A 20,550-nucleotide genomic window follows, 5' to 3' on the forward strand; every position below is an offset into this window, starting at 1 on the left:
AGGCATACAACTTTCTAAATCAACTTTATTACAGTATAGTCTAAGGTAACACCGTTCCAAAGCTTTTATAAAAGCCACATGTACATCTATACACACAAACCATATCAAAATTTACAACATAGATATCCACTAACGGTTTAAGAGCTCCGTCGGGTCTCCTTCGGGTCTCCTTCGGGTGTGCCTCGGGTATGCCTCGGGTAAACTTTCATTAATTAAACCTTTAAATCAATGAGATCATTAGAACGTTACTGCGAGGAACGAAGCAGTCTCATCACGCTATAAGTATCATGAAACAGATAACATCGTCCTAGTTTGCTTGGTTCCCCCCCCCCAACAAGTCTCGTAATAATGGTACTAGCAAGGTACGAGCGCGGCAATCTGCATTAGGTATTGGGTATACACGATAAAGGTCGCTTAATACCTCACTATGTCGGTACAAACAAGGCACAAACTTTAACCACTATTTAGAACGTTGAGTCTGTATAGAATGAATTTTAAAATATATTTACACAATAAACCATTATAAGTATCATGGCAAAGTACGATATTGTTATTCTTACAGATCAAAAACATGCTTACCCTAATAAAGTAGATCACCTCATTAAAAATGTAATTACAGAAGACGCACTTTTAGTAAACGCTTTAGGAAAATTAGGACTCAAAGTCATTCGCTTAGCTTGGAGCGATCCAGATTTCGATTGGGCTTCTACCAAAGCCATTGTTTTTAGAACAACGTGGGATTATTGTAATGATTTCCCTAAGTTTTCAGATTGGTTAAATAAAGTGTCTAAAGTAACAACACTCATAAATTCTGAAGCACTCATTCGGTGGAATATTGATAAGCACTACCTGCAAGACTTACAAAATAAGGGTGTTCATATCACAGAAACCTTATTTATAGCACCTCATACTACAAAGCGCCTAGAAGAGCTACACACCCAAATGGGCTGGACAGAAACTGTTTTAAAGCCATGTGTGTCTGGAGGTGCAAGACATACATACAGGTTAAATGCAAACAACATCGCCAGCTACGAAGCGGTCTTTAAAGCCCTAATAGCAGAAGAAGCCATGATGCTACAACCGTTTCAACATCATATAGTTTCAGAAGGTGAAATATCTATGATGGTCTTTAATGGCGAATTTACACATGCCATCTTAAAAAAAGCCAAAGCAGGTGACTTTAGAGTACAAGACGATTTTGGTGGTAGTGTTGAGGACTATACACCCACTAATGCCCAAATTGAGTTTGCTATTAATACCGTAAATGCTTGTAGTGAGTTGCCTATATATGCCAGAGTAGACATTTTTAAAGATAATGAGGGTAACATTGCCTTAGCTGAATTAGAAATTATAGAACCAGAACTTTGGTTAAGACACCATCCAGATTCGGCAATGGTATTGGCAAAAGGCATCAAAGACAAGTTACTACGTATACCAAACTAAGCGGTTACACAAAACCCAGTAGATGTGTCGTTTGAATACCTTAACTGCGCATTAAATTTTTAAATACGAAAACTTGTTGAGTACAAGCAGGTATAGAATGATAAATACTTTAGTAAATTTGAAGCCATTAATGACATCATAGCAATGCCCAAAACATCAAAAACAAAACGCATACTAAAAATTATAGGAGGCCTTATTATCTTCTTTACACTGCCTTCGCTGTTATTCTTTGGCTTTTTATACCTTAAATACAACGAAGACTTACCTGCAGGTATAGAAGGAGCTAAAGCAGACCAACTTGCAATCAAAATGCTAAAGGCGCTTAATGAAGAAGCCTATCTAAACACAGATTACCTTGAATGGACGTTTGAAGGGAGACACCATTACAAATGGTATAAAACAGATAATACTTGTGAGGTATCTTGGGATAAGATAACAGTGATTTTAGATTTAGCAAACCATGATAACTCAAAAGTTTTTGCTGGGCAACAAGAATATAATGGTATAGAAAAGCACGATTATATTCATAAGGCAGAAGGCTATTTTAATAATGATTCCTTTTGGTTAGTTGCTCCGTATAAGGTGTTTGATACAGCCACCGAACGACGATTGGTCACCACTAAAGATGGTAAAGACGCCTTATTAGTAACCTACACATCTGGTGGTACTACACCTGGCGACTCTTACTTATGGCATTTAGATGATGATGGCAAGCCTGTAAGTTACCAAATGTGGGTAGATATCTTACCCATAGAAGGGTTAGAAGCCTCTTGGGATGATTGGACAACTACCGAAAGCGGCATCTTGTTACCAACCACTCATAAGATCTTGTTTTTTGAAATGGATATGGGAGATGTAAAAGGCTTAAAGTTTTAGTAGGCAGTCATCGGTTTTGCAATAATCTAAGCAAAACAACTGAATATTGCCTACTAAACACTAGCTACTACTTTTTTGAGTATTACTTAGACCTTTGCCCAATAAACTGTTGACTCTTTAGTTTGAACAACACATTAAAACTGGTTAAGCTTCCATAGCTTCTGGTAATGTATTGTTGCAAGTCTATTTTTTCTTGCTCATCGAGGTTTTTGCTAGAATTAATTTTTTGCTCCATAACACGCAGACGATCACGTACCATAGTGATTTTATGAAAAAACTTATCAATAGGTAGCTCACTGGCTTTAAGGTTTTCATCTCCTGGTTGCATAATAAGTTTGCCGCCTTTCCATTTGTCGCCAATAGTTACTACTTCTGAAACGTCTGACCATTTTTTAAGCAGGTCTCTCAAGCTCTTTTCAACTTCATAAAAGCTAACGGTATCTACTTCATCTTCTGCAGCTTCAATAACATCAAACTCTTCATCTAATTCTAAGGTTTCTAAACCATGGTCTATAAAGGTAACCCAATAGTGCTTAGAAGTAACGTTTGTAACGACACCTTTGCCGTAAGTTGTATGATTAATGCGCGATCCTATGCCTAATAATTTCATATATAGTTGTATTTATTTTTCTATAACAAGTATACTAAAAGTCTATTAGATTATTAAATACTTATGCCTAAAGTTAACAGGTTGTTGGCTTTTAGTTTTTGGCTTTTGTAATTGTTGAAGATAGATGATCTCGGTATAAATATAAGAGCTTTAATGGTGCTAAAATCCTATAGCTGTATCATCACCTCTGCGGTCTGCGCCACCTTCCATTGTGCCATTTTCTAATATTAAGATTCCATCGACTTTTCCGATGACAGGTGAGCGTGTTTCGTTTATTTTATATCCGATGGTTTTAAGTTCTTTTAAAATGGTTTTATCAAACCCATAACCTCCTTGTTTTAGGATCATTGTGCCAATTTCTGAAGCTTCTTTACGAGCACTAACCACCATGGCTTTTTCTGTAATTAATCCTCTATTGTTAGGTTGAGTGTTGTTGTTTTCTTCGATGTTTTTTTACAACTGCTTAATGTAATTAGGGTGAGAAATAAAATTAAAGTATGCTTCGTTTGTTTTAAACGCCTTTATATCATTTTTTTATGTGTTGTATGCTTTTTCTATTTCTAAGCGTTTGGCATTGCTGTAGGTTATGAGTTCTTTAAAAAAAGCTTTAAAATCTTGTTCAAAGGCTTCGTAATGTATTTTTAATTCATTAGTCGCTTCATTCATTTTAGACCTGCCTTTTGTACGCCTATTCATGCCATTTAAAACCAATTGAATGCCTTCTATTGTAGCATAGCTTAATAACCAATTGCCTTCTATTATAATTGGTGTTAATCGTTGAAATTTTTCTGGTAGAATGTCAAAGTTTTTATTTAGACTTTTGTAAAAATCGTTTATGTAATCTGCTAAGGGTATTTCTGAATAGTCTTTCCAGTTTTTAGCCAGAAAATGATCATAAAAAATATCTATAATAACTCCGCTATAATGACCATAGTTTTTATGTAAACGCTTGGTGCATTTTCTAAAAATAGGATGCGCATCGGTAAATGTATCTATAGCTCTATGTAATTGTATACCAATTTGAATATCTTCTGGGTAGTTTTTGTATTTATTGCCTCTAATGCCGTCAGCTACAAAATTGCCAATAGTAATTAATTCATTGTCTCCAGATAAGTATATATGTGCAAGGAAATTCATTTGTCGAATTTACAAATTCATAATAACAAAATCGAACTATTGTTTTTAAAGAGTTTCTAAGATATTATATTTGCTGAAAATCAAAAATCTATGACCTTAATAAAATCTATTTCAGGAATTCGAGGCACTATTGGTGGTGTGGTAGAAGATAATTTAACACCTATTGACGCTGTGAAGTTTGCAGCAGCATACGGTACTTGGTTAAAGCAACAGCGCAACAAAGAAAACTATAGCGTTGTTGTAGGAAGAGATGCGCGTATTTCTGGTGAAATGATTCAGAGTTTAGTGATGAACACTTTGGTTGGTATGGGTATAGATGTGATAGATTTAGGCTTATCTACGACACCAACTGTTGAAGTTGCAGTACCTATGGAGCATGCCGATGGAGGTATTATATTAACCGCTAGTCATAATCCTAAGCAATGGAATGCTTTAAAACTGTTAAACCACAAAGGTGAATTTTTAAATGGTGTTGAAGGAAAAAAGATATTAGAAATTGCTGAATCTAACTCTATGACTTTTGCTGAAGTAGATGATTTAGGAAAGATTACAAAAAATGATGCCTATATAGATTTGCATATTGATGAGGTATTAGACCTTCCGTTGGTTAATACAGATGCAATTAAAGCTGCAAACTTTAAAGTAGTTGTAGATGGAGTTAACTCTACAGGAGGTATTGCTATTCCGTTATTATTAGAACGATTAGGAGTTGAAGCTGTAAAATTATATTGTGATCCAACAGGGCATTTTCCTCATAACCCAGAACCATTAAAAGAGCATTTAGGAGATTTAGCCGAAGCTGTTGTTAAAGCCCATGCCGATTTTGGAATTGTAGTAGATCCTGATGTTGATCGTTTAGCTTTTATGGATGAGAAAGGTGATATGTTTGGTGAAGAATATACCTTAGTTGCTTGTGCAGATTATGTGTTGAGCCAAAACCCAGGAAATACAGTAAGTAATATGAGTTCTACAAGAGCTTTACGCGATGTAACTGAAAAACATGGTGGAAGCTATGAAGCCAGTGCTGTTGGTGAGGTTAATGTTGTGGAAATGATGAAGAAAAATAATGTGGTTATTGGAGGAGAAGGTAATGGAGGAATTATTTATCCTGAATTGCATTATGGTAGAGATGCTTTGGTAGGTGTGGCTTTATTTTTAAGCTTGCTAGCAGAAAAGAAGATGTCTGTAAGTGCATTGAGAGCTACGTATCCTAATTACTTTATGAGCAAAAAGAAAATTGAGTTAACACCACAGCTCGATGTTGATGCCATATTGAAAACTATGGAGTCTAATTATAGTCACGAACAATTAACTACCATTGATGGTGTAAAAATTGATTTTGCTGATAGTTGGGTGCATTTACGTAAGAGTAATACAGAGCCTATTATTAGAATTTATACGGAAGCACCATCGCAGGACACAGCAGATAGTCTCGCAGATCGTTTTATTGCAGAAATAAAGGCAGTTGCTAATATTTAGTATCTTTGATTATGATCTCTGAAGCTACAACACCACATATTACTGAGCTTGAAGCATATTTTGAGCAATTTAGAAAGCATATTATTGGCGAAAACCAAACGTTTGTATCTCCTTATGGAGAGCAAAAAATAATCTATACAGATTGGACTGCTTCTGGGCGTTTATACCGACCAATAGAAGAAAAGTTATGTAATGAGTTTGGGCCTTTTGTTGCCAATACACATACTGAAACAACAGTTTCTGGTACAGCGATGACCAAAGCCTATCACAAGGCAAAGCACATTATAAAAGACCATGTTAATGCCAATGAAGATGATGTGCTGATTGTAACAGGAAATGGGATGACAGGTGTGGTGAATAAGTTTCAGCGTATATTAGGTTTAAAGGTTCCTGAAAACTTAAAGGATTATACTACTATACCTGATGAAATGCGTCCTGTGGTTTTTGTGTCGCATATGGAGCATCATTCTAATCAAACCTCTTGGTTAGAGACTATGGCTAAAGTTGAAGTTGTGCCACCAGATGAGAATGGCTTATTCAGCCTTAAGAATCTTGAAGCACTACTTTATCAGTATAAGGATTGTACCCTTAAAATATGTTCTATTGTAGGTGGATCTAATGTTACAGGAATTCAGACTCCATATCATGATGTTGCAAAATTAATGCACCAACATGGAGGTGTTTGTTTTGTAGATTTTGCATGCTCTGCACCTTATGTGGCTATTGATATGCATCCAGAAGATAAAGATGCCTACTTAGATGCTATTTTCTTTTCTCCACATAAGTTTTTGGGAGGTCCAGGTACTTCTGGAGTCTTAGTGTTTAGTAAAAAATTATACCATAATATGGTGCCAGATTGCCCAGGAGGAGGTACAGTAAGTTGGACTAATCCTTGGGGAGAACATAAGTATATAGACAATATTGAAGATAGAGAAGATGGTGGTACACCAGGATTTCTTCAAACGATAAAAACAGCACTTTCCATAAAGCTTAAAGAGCAAATGGGAGTGGATAATATATTACAACGAGAGCATCAACTCGTTGAGATTATTTTTAATAAACTAGGATCAATTCCGAATATTAATATTCTTGCAGGTCAGCATAAAGATCGATTAGGAGTTATTTCATTTTATATTGATGATTTGCATTATAATTTAGGTGTTAAATTATTGAATGATCGTTTTGGTATTCAAACACGAGGCGGTTGCAGTTGTGCAGGTACTTACGGTCATTTTTTACTACATGTAGATCAGCAAACCTCCAAGGAATTAACCGATGAAATTTCTATTGGTGATTTGGTAAGAAAACCAGGTTGGATACGTATGTCTATTCATCCAACAACTACAGATGAAGAGATTACTTTTGTTTGCGATAGTATTATTGCTTTAGCTAAAAACCATGAAGCTTGGGCAAAGGATTACGATTATTCTAAATGTAATAACGAGTTTATACATAAATCTCTTATAGATAAGCCATGCAATGCTACCAATGTGGATCATTGGTTTGATTTAGATTAATCTATTTAGGCTTTTTATCTTTATGTTTCCAGCGTTTGTGTGTCCAGAGGTAGAATTCTGGTTTAGCTTTTATTTGCTGTTCTAACAGTGTATTGAATCTTTCAGTTATTTTAAAGTTTGGTTCTTCGCTAGGATTTTTAGAGAGAATGACAATATCTGCCTCATAATGTCCTCGTTTTACTTTATCTATCTTTAAAAAGCCTACAGGATAATTGTATTTTTTAGCAGTAACTTCTGCGCCAACAAAGCAAGGTATTTTTATATCCATAAAGTCTAACCATACATTATTGGATTTATATTTTGGGGATTGATCACTTAAAAAAGCAATCATTCTATGATCGTTAATAGTGTTTAGTTCAGCTATTTTAGGTAAAGCTTTTTTTGAATGTATAAGTTCAGTTTTATATTTAGATCTAATTCGCCTTACAAGTTTATCAAAATATTTATTCGCAATTTTTTTATAAATGCCTAACCCAGCAAGGTTAGTATAAGTTTGTATAACCGTGGACCATTCATAACTTGCATAATGGCCATACATTAATATAATACTTGTGTTATAAGATTCTAATTGTTTAACAGCATCTAAATCTTTAATAACAAATCTTTTGTTTAATTGTGTTTTAGAGATGGTTAGGGTCTTTATCATTTCTAAAAACAAATCGCATAGATGCTTATAGAATTTAAAAGTGATGGTTTTAATTTCTTTTTCAGATTTATCAGGAAAAACCAATCTTAAGTTACTTTTTACAATAGATTTTCTGTAACCAAATATTCTATACAAGAAAAAACAAATAACATCAGATAATGTATATAGTAATCTAAATGGTAGTATAGAAATTAACCAAAGTATCGGGTAAATAATTATGTAAGCAATAAGTTGCATAAAAGCATGTTCTTTCTAAAGCGCAAATATATTATATTTGGTTCAATAGATATTTTTTTATGTACAATTTAGATCCTATTACTATTGCAATTATTACAGCCAATGTTATTATGTCATTAAAAGGTTTTGATGATCGTCTATTTTTTGAAAAGTATAAGTTTAATATTGGAGGTATAAGACGAGGAGAACAGGTAAGAATGTTTAGTTCTGGTTTTTTGCATGTAGATACTACGCATTTACTGTTTAATATGGTCACTTTGTATTTTTTTGCCAGTCATGTTATTCAACCCTTAGGAGTTTTAAATTTTATAATAATCTATTTAGCAAGTTTGGTTTTTGGTAACTTATTATCATTGTATTTTCATAAGGAAGAATATTGGTATAGTGCTGTTGGTGCTAGTGGAGCAGTAACAGGCGTTTTATATGCTGCTATTTTGTTAAATCCAAGTATGAGTTTGTATATGTTTTTTGTTCCTATTCCAATACCTGGTTATATTTTTGGTATTGGTTATTTACTTTATTCTATTTACGGAATGAAAAATAGAATAGGTAATATAGGTCATGATGCGCATTTTGGTGGAGCCGTTGGTGGTTATGCTGTTACATTAATTATGATGCCTAGCTTATTTAAAACAGATCTTTGGCATGTAGGACTTTTGGCAGTACCAATTATAATTTTATATGTATTGCATAAAACAGGAAAGCTACATTAACAAAAAAAGTCTGCGAATGCAGACTTTTTTTGTTTTATAAGGCTTAGATATTTAATCTAGTAATTCACTTATTTTATTTTCTAAAGCAACTCCTCTTAAATTTTTTGCTACAATTTTTCCTTCAGCATCTAAAATAAAAGTGGCAGGAATTGATTTAATATTATATAATTCAGCTACAGGATCTCTAAAATATTTGAGACCAGAAACATGATTCCATTCTAAACCATCTTTTTCAATAGCAGCTAACCAAGCTTTTTTAGGGTCTTTTTGGTTTGGAGCACCATCTAAAGATACACCAATAATTTCTAAACCTTTACTATGGTATTTGTTGTACACTTTAACCACATTTGGATTTTCTCTTCTACATGGTCCACACCAAGCAGCCCAAAAATCTATAATAGTTACTTTACCTTTAATGTCATCTAATTTTAATATTTTACCATCAGGTGTTTGAGACTCAAAACTAGGTGCAACTTTACCAATGTTTAGATAAGACAATTTTTCATATTCTTTGTAAAGCTCATCTAGTTTTTGTTTTACAACCAAACCTTTTTTAGAGGTTTTTAGATGCTCAGGGAAACTTTCAAAAACCTTCATGTAGTTAGCAATATCAAAACCAGGTCTGCTAGACTCTAATTGAATAAGATTAAGGCTAAAGTAGCTATCACTATTATCTTGTATAAAATTTAAAGGATAAGCTGTTTGTCTTTGCCTTAAATCATCCATTACCTTTGTAATAGAGTCTTTTGTTTTAGGATTTGGGTTTTCTCTAAGTTCTTTGAAAACGGCTATAATAGATTCGCTTTCTTCTTTAAACTCAAGCATTCCTTCTTGAAAAGCTTCGTAAATTATGTTAGATTCAGATCCTGTTATTTTAGAATTCATAAGTACTTTTTGATCTAAATCTATATTTATGTTACTGTTTTCTAACATAAAAACAAAGTTGCCTGGTTTTCCATCAACTAATAAAAAATAGATGCTTGGTTCTTCAACTGATCCTTTTATGTTGAATTTGCCATTCATAACAATGGCAGAATCTTTAATCACTTGTTTGCCTTTTGAGTCTATTTGCGTTAAACGTACTCTGATACCATTGTGAATACCTTCAGCATTACCATTTATAACATATTCGGTAAGGTTCTCTTTTTTGCAACTTGCAAAGGCAACAACAATTGCCAGTAACATTAATAGTTTTTTCATTTTTTTAATATTCGGTTTTTTGCTGCACAAATATACTAACATAGAGTAATAAATGTTGTCTCTTAAGGCTTAATAATATTTAAATAGAAATCTTCTGGCTTTATCAATACCATATTTTGCAATACTTTTGCATAAAAGTACTTATTATGAACAATGATACTATTGTAGCTTTGGCGACTCCTTCAGGCAGTGGAGCAATAGCTGTTATACGATTATCTGGAAAAGAAGCGATATCTATAGCATCTCAATTTTTTAAGTCGGTTTCTAATAAAGATCTAAAAAAGCAAGCTACACATACGATTCATTTAGGGCATATTATTGAAGAGAATAAAACCTTAGATGAAGTTTTAGTATCTGTTTTTAAAAATCCTAATTCCTATACAGGTGAAGATGTTGTAGAAATATCTTGTCATGGATCTCCTTATATTCAACAAGAAATTATACAATTGTTTTTACGTAATGGCTGTAGAATGGCAACGGCAGGTGAGTTTACACTTCGTGCTTTTTTAAATGGAAAATTAGACTTAAGTCAGGCCGAAGCTGTGGCAGATTTAATTTCTAGCGATAATGAAGCCTCGCATCAAATTGCTATGCAACAAATGCGTGGAGGATTTTCGTCTGAAATTGCTAAACTGCGAGAAGAGTTACTAAATTTTGCGTCATTAATAGAATTAGAACTCGATTTTGCTGAAGAAGATGTAGAGTTTGCAGATAGAACACAGTTTAAGGAACTTATAGAACGTATTCATTTTGTTTTAAAACGATTAATTGACTCCTTTGCTGTAGGTAATGTGATTAAAAATGGTATACCAGTTGCTATTGTTGGAGAACCAAATGTTGGTAAATCTACATTACTAAATGCGCTCTTAAATGAAGATAGAGCCATAGTTTCTGAAATTGCTGGAACAACCAGAGATACTATTGAAGATGAAATTTCGATAGGTGGCATTGGATTTAGATTTATTGATACTGCGGGAATAAGAGAGACGAATGATGTTGTAGAAAGTATTGGTATAAAGAAGACTTTTGAAAAAATAGAGCAATCTCAGGTTACTATTTATTTATTTGATGCTTTAAAGAATATAAATAATCTTGAGGATGTTAGAATTGAAATTGAAAAAATTAGAAATAAATATTCTCAGAAACCACTTTTAGTTATAGCTAATAAGATTGATCAGTTAGATGATGTGCAATTAGCAAGTATAAATACTACAATAGCAGATGTTCTTTTATTATCTGCTAAAACAGGTTTTGGTGTAGAGCAGTTAACTACTTCGTTATTGAATCTCATTAATACAGGTGCTTTAAAAAATAACGAAACTATTATTACCAATACTCGTCATTATGATGCGCTCTTAAAGGCTTTTGAGGAAATTCAGAAAGTAAAGTATGGTTTAGAAACAGGCTTGTCAGGAGATTTACTAGCCATTGACATACGCCAGGCTTTATATCATTTTGGTGAGATTACAGGTGAAATTACTAATGATGACTTGTTAGGAAATATTTTTGCTAATTTTTGTATCGGGAAGTAGCTGTATTACAACTATTAAAGGTTGAGTTTCTAAAGTAAAATGTAAAGAATTGAAGAAGAAATATTCTATAATTTGATTAGCTTTATTTTTGTGTAATATAGTAGTGAAATCATCAAGATTAAAAAAGCAATATTTTATAGTAATACTTTTTAATTTCTCATGATAAGTATTTTAAGTGCTTTTCTCGTTGTAAGTTTAGCATAAGTGTTCCTAATAGAGTATTTGTACTATATAGTAGTAAGATCACTTTTTATTAGACATTTAAAAAAGAATATAAATTATCATCTTAACCAAGTTTAAAAAACATAAAGAACTTAAGAACATCAGTTTTTAAAGCTAAAAAAGTGTCTTCCCTATAAAAGAAGACACTTTTTTTACATCTCACATTATAAGGCAAAACAACAAAATCAGAAGCTGGCGATACATTTGCTCTATCTAAAAATCACATTTATTAATATTATGAACAAAACAACTTTAAAAACAGTTTTACTTTCTGCATTTATTCTAGCAGGAATTTTTATGAGCAACGCACAATCTGATTCTAATTTTTCATTTGGTGCAAAAGGTGGTGCTAACCTATCTAAATTCAATAGCAGCAATACTAAAAACAGAATAGGCTTTGTGACAGGTTTATTTACAGAATATCAATTTTCAAAACAATTTGCTATTCGTTCAGAAGTTCTATTTTCAAATCAAGGCACTGAAATAAAACAAGGTGCAAAAAAAATAAAACTCAATTACATTAACCTTACACCTGCAATAGCCAAATTTTACCCTATTAAAAATTTTAGTTTAGAAGCAGGTCCTTATCTAGGATATTTGCTAAATAAAAAAGGTGGAGCTTTAAAAAAATCTGATTATAGAAAATTAGATTATGGTGCTAGTCTTGGTTTAGCTTATCGCATTAGTGATGATTTAGAAATAGGAACTCGTTACCATCTTGGATTACGAGACATTACCAAAGTATCAGGTGAGGTTAAAAATAGAAGCATAATAGCTACACTTTCAGTTTATTTTTAAACACACGCATTTAACAGCCAGTTTTACATCTCATTTCTTGTTTAAAATCACTAAACCGAATTTTTCATTTTATTCTAATCTTTTTAAATAGGAAATGAGATTAACCTCTAATTGAAAGTACAAATGCAAAAAAATAGAATTGTAGGATATGATATAGCACGAGCCTTAGCTATATTTATTATGGTAATCATCAATTTCAATCTGGTATTAAGCAATTTGAGAGACACAGGAATACTTAGCCATGTATTGAGTTTTTTGCAAGGTAAAGGAGCTGCGCTTTTTGTAGTGCTCGCGGGTGCAGGTATTTCTTTAATGATAAAAAAAAGCTTGCAAAGCAACAACAAATTGGATCTCAAAAAAAAGCGAAGAATCTTATTAAAACGAGCGCTTTTTCTCTTTGTAACCGGACTGATTTACATGCCTCTATGGCCTGCAGACATTCTTCATTATTATGGGTTTTATATTCTCATAAGTGTTTTAGTAATGCATTCAAAAAACAAGATTATATGGACAGCTGTAACGGTTATTATAGCTATGTACCCTGTACTAATGCTATTTATTGATTACGAAGCAGGTTGGAACTGGACACTTAACGAGTATACCAATTTTTGGAGCATCCAAGGGTTTACGAGAAATTTACTAATCAATGGTTTTCATCCTGTATTACCTTGGGTAGCTTTTATGATTGCTGGACTTTGGTTGGGCAGGCAAGATATGAGCAATACCAAAATTAGAAAACAAATTTTATGGACAGCTATGTTTGTCTTTATGGCAACTCAATTAATATCTTCATCGTTAATTGAAATGCTCATATCTATTTTAGGATTTTCTATAGAGGATGCTACTGCAATTTTGGGAACACAACCTATGCCTCCTATGCCTTTATTTATGATTTCTGGGATTAGTTGGTCCTTCGCTGTAACAGCCATTTGTATATGGATCTCAGAGAAGTCAGAGCATAAAAAATCACTAGATTTTTTAGTAAAAACAGGGCAACTTGCCTTTACTCATTACATTGTACATATTGTTGTAGGCATACTTAGCGCATATCTGTTTTTTGGTGAAAACAATTTAAGCTCAATAGAAGCTTTACTATATGCATTTCTGTTTTACATACTCTTAGTTGTTTTTTCAATCTATTGGCGTAAAAAATTCAAAAAAGGCCCTATCTCTTTGCTTATGAGATTAATTACAGGGTAAATAATTAATAAAAATCAAAAAATGAACAATACAATAAAAACTCTTGTGTTTGCTTGCTTAATTTTCATTGTAAACCTCAGTGGAGCAGCACAAACTATTAATAAAAATGCCTTGACTAACATGTGGAAATTGGATACTTACATGATAAACGGCAAAAACTATACACCATCCAAAAAAGAAAAAAACGATTTTATCTGCTTTAACGATGACATGACTTTTGTATTAAAGTCTGAAGGAAAGGAAGAAAAAGGAACTTATATGATAAACACCAATGGTGCTTACATAGAAATGATTGATAACAACAATGAAAAATTAAAAGCTTACATCATTCTAACTACAAAAGAAAAACTTGTTCTAGTATTTAACATTAAAGAGCTTAGAGAAGTTGAAGTGCATTATAAAATATCTAAATAAAACTTTATAGATACTATACACTCTCAAATTTACAATTAAATAATTCTAAAAATTTAAACATGTGAAAAAAGCACTAACAATTTTAACCTTATTATTAAGCTATGTAACGTTATATTCACAAACTAACATCGAGTTACAAACTGTTCCTATAGAATTACCTGAACAATCATTTTATGTTCATGAAGTCTTTGACGACAGATTAGATAAACACTTAGGAAATATTAAAGATGAAAATGACAATACAACATCATACAAACTAAAAGGAAATGCAGCAACTACTATATTGGATTTTATATCTGTAACGTTAAAAAAATCTGCAGAAAAAAAGCCAATCCATCTAAAAATAAAAACCTTAGAAATTCAACAAAACCAAACTAGTATAGATGAGATAACCACAAGGATTATAATAGAGTTAGTTTTTTTTGATGCTAACACATTAAACGAAGGAAAAATTTTCAGTATCTCACATACCGAAGATGAGGTATTTTCTATATCGGAAACATCCCAGATAGCGAAAACCCATGAAAAACGTATTCGTGCAGCTATAGAATATTGCTTATTAGCTTTTATCAGCAAGCAAAGTTCTATAAAAAATAGTAACCCTGGAGCTGAGAAAATGAATACTTCACATTTTCAAAAAAGTGCCGAATTATCTAAAAAAACAAAAAAACTAACACCATGGTTTAATACTTTGATATTTAGTAAAACATCAGACAAATATTTTAAAGGTTGGAATATAAATTACATTGGTTTTTCTGATAGTGATGATGACTTTATTATACCTTTTACCTTTGGCTATGGACAATCCAAGGCAAAAAACAACACCGTAAAAGAACGTGGCTATAGTTCAGTAGATTATTATGGTCTAGACAGCGGACTTGAGGGTTTACTAAAAATTATTCCAGGTTGTTATGCTAATGTAGGTATCCAAGTACCTTTAGGTATGGAAATACTAAAGAATTTAGATGGTAAAAAATCACATAATTTTGTCATTGGAATTGGAGCAAAACAAGGTATACGCATTATACCTTGGAAAGAATATGGTATTGTATTTGGAGCAGGTTTTTACCAAAAATTTAAAACCTCCAAAATTCATAAAACTAATTTTGGCTTTCAGTTTGAAGTAGGCGTGAATTTCTGATTTAGGAATAAACGTAAGTTTTATAAACCTATTTTCTATGTGTTTTCAATGAAAAAAACAATAATGCGTTCTACATATTAGGACATAAATGTATATTTAATACTAAGTTGATTTGTTATCATTAGTAAGGTTTTTAAGTGAAATTTTAGGGCAAGTAATTTTTTTATAGACTATTATTAAAAACAGAGTTTTATGTATTATTAATTAGATAGAGGCCTTTCTTGAATCGTTTTTTGATATTCTCTTGGCGACATATTAGTTTCCTTTTTAAACGCATTATAAAAAGTAGATGCTGTATTAAAGCCAACATCGTAAGCAAGGTTTTCAATTTTTTCATTGGCAAATTCTGGTTGCGATAACTTTTGCTTTATAGCATTAATTCTAAAACTATTAATTACCTCAGGAAAACTTTTGTTGTAAATAGTTTTGGTGGCTTTAGAAACTAAATACGTTGGTGTATCTATAGCTTCAGATAACTGCGCCAACGTAATTGCTGGCTGCATATAAATTTTATCATCTTCAATAGTAGTCTTAATTTTTTTTAATAAAGGTTTTGGTAAGGTTTTAGGATTACTTTTTTTTATGATTTCTGGAGATTGCAATGCATAGAAAAATAAAAAATACATCACTAAAGAAGCTAAAGCAATACCAATTGCATAATTTGTCATAGTGGCTCCTAGAAGCTGATAAATTAAAATCGCAGATATAGCAACTAAAGAGTAGAAGAGTACCTTATGCCATTTGCTTAAACCAGCTGTTTTAGGTTTAAATACAAATTGATTCGCAATAAGACCTAAATATGCAGCTAAACTTATATTGGCTAACAAATATAAATCATACGCATGATTGCTATTAATTATGATTATTGCAAATCCAATAATTGGAACTATAAGATGTAAAAGATTAATAGGTTTTAATTTGGTGAAATCAGCTTGATTGATTTTAAAATATGTAAGAGCTAATGGACCAATACATGCAAAACCAAAAAAGCCTAGACCAATACCAAGTGGTGATATTTCGGGTAAAGAATAATAAAAAATAGACTTAGCAATTCTAAATGCAATAGCAATAAATAAAAACCCTAGAGTAAGATCTTTTAATCGATGTTCTTTTTTGATAAATAAAAAATAGCTTGCCAAAAATCCACAAGAGGTTACTGCAACACTCGAAAAAATAATTAGTGCTAATGAAGGCGTCATAATCTTTTTTTGATTTCTACAAAAATAGGAGTTAAAACTGTGTTCCTTTTGTTAAAAAGCTCTTAAATCTATCTCTAGATTCCACGAATTAGGTGATTAAAGAGATGCTAAGCGACTAGTTTTGGGCATATAATCATTAAAATTCGCATTATGCTAAAAACCAATTTCACAACACTAGTTTTACTGTTCTTTACACTTTTTGCTTCGGCTCAATTTCACACATTGAACATTCCACAATCAAGTCCAGAGGTTCAAGAAAGTCAAAAATTAGGTGTAACAAAAATTACAATTAATTATAGCAGTCCATCTGTGAAAGGACGCGATGTTTGGAACAATCCAAGAATTATTCCACAACAAGGAAATCCTATTCCTTGGAGAGCAGGTGCAAATATGAATACAACCATTACATTTAGTACAGATGTATTCATTGAAGGGCAAAAACTAAAAGCTGGTACATATGGTTTTCATATTATTCCAAAAGGTACAACGTACACTTTATTATTCGCCCACAATAATAATCAATGGGGAAGTTACTATCTTGATATTGATAAGGATGTTACATTAAGTGTTGAGGTGACTTCTGAAGAATCCTCATTTTCTGAGCAATTAGACTTTGAGTTTTTAGATAGAACAGAAAATTCATTAGTTATCGGTTTAGAATGGGAAAAGCGTCGTATTCCGTTTAAAGTTGAAGTAGATTTAAACAAAACCACAGTAGAAAGTTTTAGAAGTGAATTAAGAGGTATAAATACCTATCATTGGCAAGCATGGAATGATGCTGCAAATTGGTGTTTAAATCATGATACAAATCTCGAAGAAGCACTAGAATGGGTAAATAGATCTATCAATGGAGGCTATGGTGGTTTTGCGGCTGATAAAAACTTGAGCAACTTAGGAACAAAAATCCAACTTCTTAAAAAGCTAAATAAAACCACAGAATTAGAAGCTACCAAAACAGAAGCGATGCGATTAGATGTCACCGAAAATGAAGCAAATGGTTTTGGGATTTTCTTAATGCAAAATGGATTTTACCAAGATGCTTATGACTATAACAAAACACAGTTTAAACAATATCCAAACGCTTGGTTTTTGCAATTAAATAGAGGATTGAGTCAATACTTTTTAGGAAACACAAAAGCAGCAGTAAAAGACATAAAAAAAGTACTTGAATCAGCACCAGAACAATATCACAACAGACTAAACGAAATTATTAACGAAGTAGAGTCAGGAACATATACACTATAAAATTATCAATTAAAAAATGAAACGATTAATAAATATAAGTTTACTAGCATTTTTGCTAGTAGCACAACAAGGTTTAGAAGCACAAACGCTAAAACGTAAAGGACTATTAGGCATTATGATGCAAACGCTTACAGACAGCATTGCATCTCAACATAACATCAAGGTAGATAGAGGAGTGCATCTTACTACAGTAATGCCAAAATCTACATTTTCAAATTTAGGTATAAAACAAGGAGACGTACTAACAAAACTGAATGGAACTTCAGTGAGTTCAATTCAAGACGTATTGGAGGTGACAAGTCAACTGTATGAAGGCGATAAAATTAATGCCGAGTATTATTCAAATAACATTAAATCAAATGGTTCAACCACTTTAAAAGGAAGACCAATAGAAACTTTTGAAAATGGCAATGTTACTTATGGCGAAGTGGTTTATAAAGATAATGTATTACGAAGTATTTTAGTAACACCAAAACATACACGAAAAGCACCAGTAGTGTTCTTTTTACAAGGTTATACTTGTGGTTCGGTTGAAACAGTTTCTAATGATAATCCTATGAAAAAACTGATGAGCGATTGGGTAAATGCAGGTTTTGCAGTATATCGTATAGAAAAACCTGGAGTTGGAGATAGCCAAAGTAAAAAACACTGTTCAGAAATTAGTTTTTATGAAGAATTAATCGCTTTTAAAGAAGGTTATAAAGATTTATTACAACAAAAATCTATTGATGCTAATAATATCTTCATGTTTGGACATTCCATGGGAGGCGTAATTGCACCACTTTTAAATGAAGTAAAAGCACCAAAAGGTATGCTGGTTTACGGAACAGTTGGAAAAAACTGGTACGATTATATGATAGATTTATATACTGTACAACCAAAACATTTTGGTGTGTCTGATGCACAAATCAAAGAAGATAATAAAGTGAATTTAAAATTTAATAATGACTTTTTAATTAAGAAATTATCTGGAGAAGAAATGCTTAAAAACGATGCTTATGTAGCGTTTTTTAATGCTGAAGACTTTAGAAGAAACCAATATATAGGACGTCATTTTAAGTTCTGGCAAAGTTTAGCAGCTATTAATATTCCAAAAGCATGGTCTAAAGTAAAAACCAATGTGTTTGCAATGCATGGTGAGTTTGATATTCAAGCCATAAATCCAAATGGCGCAAAAAAGATTGCTGAAATAGTTAATGACAATGGAGGAGAAGGAGATTTTATCTTAATAAAAAATGCAGATCATGGCTTTGTAAATTTCAATTCAATGCAGCATAATTCAGAAACCTTAGGTAATGGAAGTTACATGACACATGCACGAGATAATTATGCTAAGTTATTAGGTGCTGAAAGTGTAAAGTGGATGCAATCTAAAATTAAAAGTAAATGAAATTAAAGCATTTAATAATTCTATTTTGCTTATTAATTGGTTATACATGCAATTCGCAAGAAGTCAGTTTCAATATTAATCAAAAATCGTGGCAAGAAGATTTTCAATTTTTGAAAAAGAAAGTTGAAAAAACAGTGCCAACGTATCAGATTCCTGAAAACAAAAAAACGTTTGATGAGGTTTATAATATTATAAGAGATTCAGATGTAGGAAACAAAAAAGAAGACATCGTATTTGCATTGCAGTATTTACTCAATACACTTAATGATGAAGGTTGTAATGTGCCTTTGTTTCAAAAAGGTGTTGCATTAGAACTTCTGCCAATAAAAACCTATTGGTTTAATGATGGATTATATGTTTTGGACGCTTCAGAAAATTACAAAGGCGTCATTGGTCAGCAAATTGTAAAAATCAATAATACTACTGTTGACGAGGTTTTTAATAAACTCAAAAGAGTAATCAATGCAGATAATGATTATTATCGAAAATACTTATTTCAGGCTTACGGATTTATGCCTTTAGTTTTAAAAACTATGGGTTTAGGACAAAGTGACAATGAGATAACTTTACAGTTTGCTTCAGGAGAAACTAAGGCAATAAAAAGCAGCTCAATTAGTGACTATGCTTTACTTTCAAGAGGTTTGCCAAATAATGAAGTGTTTAGTTTAACAAATAAAAGTCATAAAGACGAAAACTATTGGTATGAATTCTTGCCAAATTCTAAGACATTGTTTGTGCAGTTACAAAAAATTGAAAATGATGAAGAAGTTTCATTTTCTGAATTTACTAACCAAATAGAATTACTTATAGAGCAAAATAAAGCAGATAAAATTATTATTGATGTACGTTATGGTGGTGGAGGCAATGGTTTTAAATTAAAAGGTCTAACTGATTTATTAAAAGAGTCTGAAGCCATTAATATAAAAGGAAATTTGTTTGTGTTAACAAGTAAAGCAACTCGTGGTACATTGTTAGAATTAGCATCCATTTTAAGGTTAAATACCAAAGCAGTAATTGTAGGTGAACCAACTGCTGAAGGTGTAAATACCGTTGGAGATATTAAGTATGTAACATTACCTAACTCAAAAATAAAAGTATCATTAACGCATACACTTTGGGCAACAAGCTGGAAAAAGGATACGAGCACATTTTTATTGCCAGATGAACAAGTTGCGTATAATTATTCAGATATAGTTGAACCACGTGACCCTTGGTTAGAAACAGTGAAAAACTATAGAGTGCAAGATTCTAAACAACAAATTCCAAATACATTAAAGGATAAGCTTATCGGAACCTATAAAATTGAAGGTAGAAAAGTAACCATTAAAGAGAAAGGCGATAGACTATTTTTAACCATGAACAGAAAAATGAAAAGTTTTTTTGAAATTCATACAGAATTGTATTTTCAATCAGAAGGTGTGCTTTCTACAGATATTGATAATGTAAATATTATTTATAGCGCAGATTCGTCTAATAAGATAAGATTAGAATCTCTACAATGGAAAGGTTTAAACCTAAACAATCAGTAACAATCGTAATATTATGCGCTTC

19 protein-coding genes are annotated in these 20,550 nt (G+C 32.1%); 13 read left to right on the forward strand and 6 right to left on the reverse strand.

The annotated features are described in order from the left end of the window. Window positions 1-531 precede the first annotated feature (531 nt). Both N4A42_RS09470 and N4A42_RS09475 read left to right on the forward strand, forming a co-directional pair. Window positions 532-1,443 carry a hypothetical protein gene (locus N4A42_RS09470; RefSeq protein ID WP_294073267.1) on the forward strand — a complete coding sequence of 304 codons (912 nt, stop codon included), beginning with the start codon at window positions 532-534 and terminating at the stop codon, window positions 1,441-1,443. 144 nt (window positions 1,444-1,587) lie between these two features. Continuing rightward, complete coding sequence (locus N4A42_RS09475) at window positions 1,588-2,319, forward strand: hypothetical protein (RefSeq protein WP_294073269.1); 732 nt, start codon at window positions 1,588-1,590, stop codon at window positions 2,317-2,319. Window positions 2,320-2,401: 82 nt separating this feature from the next. On the opposite strand, the gene N4A42_RS09480 is transcribed toward N4A42_RS09475, so the two are convergent. From N4A42_RS09480 to N4A42_RS09490, 3 genes are all read right to left on the reverse strand, one after another. Further along, on the reverse strand, window positions 2,402-2,929 hold the full coding sequence (locus N4A42_RS09480) for a hypothetical protein (RefSeq protein ID WP_294073271.1): 528 nt from the start codon (window positions 2,927-2,929) through the stop codon (window positions 2,402-2,404). A 159-nt stretch (window positions 2,930-3,088) separates the two neighbouring features. Further along, entirely contained in the window at window positions 3,089-3,319 is a 231-nt protein-coding gene (locus N4A42_RS09485) for a hypothetical protein (RefSeq protein WP_294073315.1), read from the reverse strand. Between the two features lie 144 nt (window positions 3,320-3,463). Next, entirely contained in the window at window positions 3,464-4,066 is a 603-nt protein-coding gene (locus N4A42_RS09490; protein ID WP_294073273.1) for an acyl carrier protein phosphodiesterase, read from the reverse strand. 90 nt (window positions 4,067-4,156) lie between these two features. On the opposite strand from N4A42_RS09490, the gene glmM reads away from it, so the two are divergent. Further along, complete coding sequence (gene glmM / locus N4A42_RS09495; RefSeq protein ID WP_294073275.1) at window positions 4,157-5,545, forward strand: phosphoglucosamine mutase; 1,389 nt, start codon at window positions 4,157-4,159, stop codon at window positions 5,543-5,545. An 11-nt stretch (window positions 5,546-5,556) separates the two neighbouring features. Then, on the forward strand, window positions 5,557-7,062 hold the full coding sequence (locus tag N4A42_RS09500; RefSeq protein WP_294073277.1) for an aminotransferase class V-fold PLP-dependent enzyme: 1,506 nt from the start codon (window positions 5,557-5,559) through the stop codon (window positions 7,060-7,062). A gap of 1 nt (window position 7,063) precedes the next feature. Here the strand turns inward: N4A42_RS09500 and N4A42_RS09505 are convergent, their stop codons facing one another. Beyond that, on the reverse strand, window positions 7,064-7,945 hold the full coding sequence (locus N4A42_RS09505; protein WP_294073279.1) for a lysophospholipid acyltransferase family protein: 882 nt from the start codon (window positions 7,943-7,945) through the stop codon (window positions 7,064-7,066). 59 nt (window positions 7,946-8,004) lie between these two features. Here N4A42_RS09505 and N4A42_RS09510 point away from each other — a divergent pair, with 59 nt between their 5' ends. After that, the gene (locus tag N4A42_RS09510) at window positions 8,005-8,658 is read left to right on the forward strand and encodes a rhomboid family intramembrane serine protease (protein ID WP_294073281.1); all 654 of its coding nucleotides are present in this window, start codon (window positions 8,005-8,007) and stop codon (window positions 8,656-8,658) included. 51 nt (window positions 8,659-8,709) lie between these two features. Here N4A42_RS09510 and N4A42_RS09515 read toward each other — a convergent pair whose 3' ends face one another. Continuing rightward, the gene (locus N4A42_RS09515) at window positions 8,710-9,858 is read right to left on the reverse strand and encodes a TlpA disulfide reductase family protein (protein WP_294073283.1); all 1,149 of its coding nucleotides are present in this window, start codon (window positions 9,856-9,858) and stop codon (window positions 8,710-8,712) included. Between the two features lie 143 nt (window positions 9,859-10,001). Between N4A42_RS09515 and mnmE the strand changes: the two genes are divergently transcribed. From mnmE to N4A42_RS09540, 5 genes are all read left to right on the forward strand, one after another. Next, window positions 10,002-11,390 (forward strand): tRNA uridine-5-carboxymethylaminomethyl(34) synthesis GTPase MnmE, encoded by a 1,389-nt coding sequence (gene mnmE / locus N4A42_RS09520; protein ID WP_294073313.1) that lies wholly within the window; start codon window positions 10,002-10,004, stop codon window positions 11,388-11,390. A 459-nt stretch (window positions 11,391-11,849) separates the two neighbouring features. Continuing rightward, window positions 11,850-12,410, forward strand: a complete 561-nt coding sequence (locus N4A42_RS09525; protein ID WP_294073285.1) for a porin family protein — start codon at window positions 11,850-11,852, stop codon at window positions 12,408-12,410. Between the two features lie 123 nt (window positions 12,411-12,533). Next, complete coding sequence (locus tag N4A42_RS09530; protein WP_294073287.1) at window positions 12,534-13,610, forward strand: DUF418 domain-containing protein; 1,077 nt, start codon at window positions 12,534-12,536, stop codon at window positions 13,608-13,610. 21 nt (window positions 13,611-13,631) lie between these two features. Next, window positions 13,632-14,024: a lipocalin family protein gene (locus N4A42_RS09535; RefSeq protein ID WP_294073289.1), complete on the forward strand. Its 393-nt coding sequence runs from the start codon at window positions 13,632-13,634 to the stop codon at window positions 14,022-14,024. 61 nt (window positions 14,025-14,085) lie between these two features. Further along, entirely contained in the window at window positions 14,086-15,165 is a 1,080-nt protein-coding gene (locus tag N4A42_RS09540; protein WP_294073291.1) for a hypothetical protein, read from the forward strand. 200 nt (window positions 15,166-15,365) lie between these two features. Here N4A42_RS09540 and N4A42_RS09545 read toward each other — a convergent pair whose 3' ends face one another. Then, on the reverse strand, window positions 15,366-16,364 hold the full coding sequence (locus tag N4A42_RS09545) for an AraC family transcriptional regulator (RefSeq protein WP_294073293.1): 999 nt from the start codon (window positions 16,362-16,364) through the stop codon (window positions 15,366-15,368). Window positions 16,365-16,514: 150 nt separating this feature from the next. Here N4A42_RS09545 and N4A42_RS09550 point away from each other — a divergent pair, with 150 nt between their 5' ends. Genes N4A42_RS09550 through N4A42_RS09560 form a run of 3 tightly spaced genes read left to right on the forward strand, consistent with a single transcriptional unit; the run spans window position 16,515 to window position 20,528 of the window. Then, window positions 16,515-17,609 (forward strand): DUF2911 domain-containing protein, encoded by a 1,095-nt coding sequence (locus tag N4A42_RS09550; protein WP_294073295.1) that lies wholly within the window; start codon window positions 16,515-16,517, stop codon window positions 17,607-17,609. A 16-nt stretch (window positions 17,610-17,625) separates the two neighbouring features. Then, a complete protein-coding gene (locus N4A42_RS09555; protein WP_294073297.1) occupies window positions 17,626-18,999 on the forward strand; it encodes an alpha/beta hydrolase in 1,374 nt (457 codons plus the stop codon). Further along, window positions 18,996-20,528, forward strand: coding sequence for a hypothetical protein (locus N4A42_RS09560; protein ID WP_294073299.1), 1,533 nt, complete (start codon window positions 18,996-18,998; stop codon window positions 20,526-20,528). The genes N4A42_RS09555 and N4A42_RS09560 overlap by 4 nt, the downstream gene beginning before the upstream one ends. Window positions 20,529-20,550: the final 22 nt, after the last annotated feature.

This window comes from Winogradskyella sp. (genome assembly GCF_025210595.1).
GTDB lineage: Bacteria > Bacteroidota > Bacteroidia > Flavobacteriales > Flavobacteriaceae > Winogradskyella.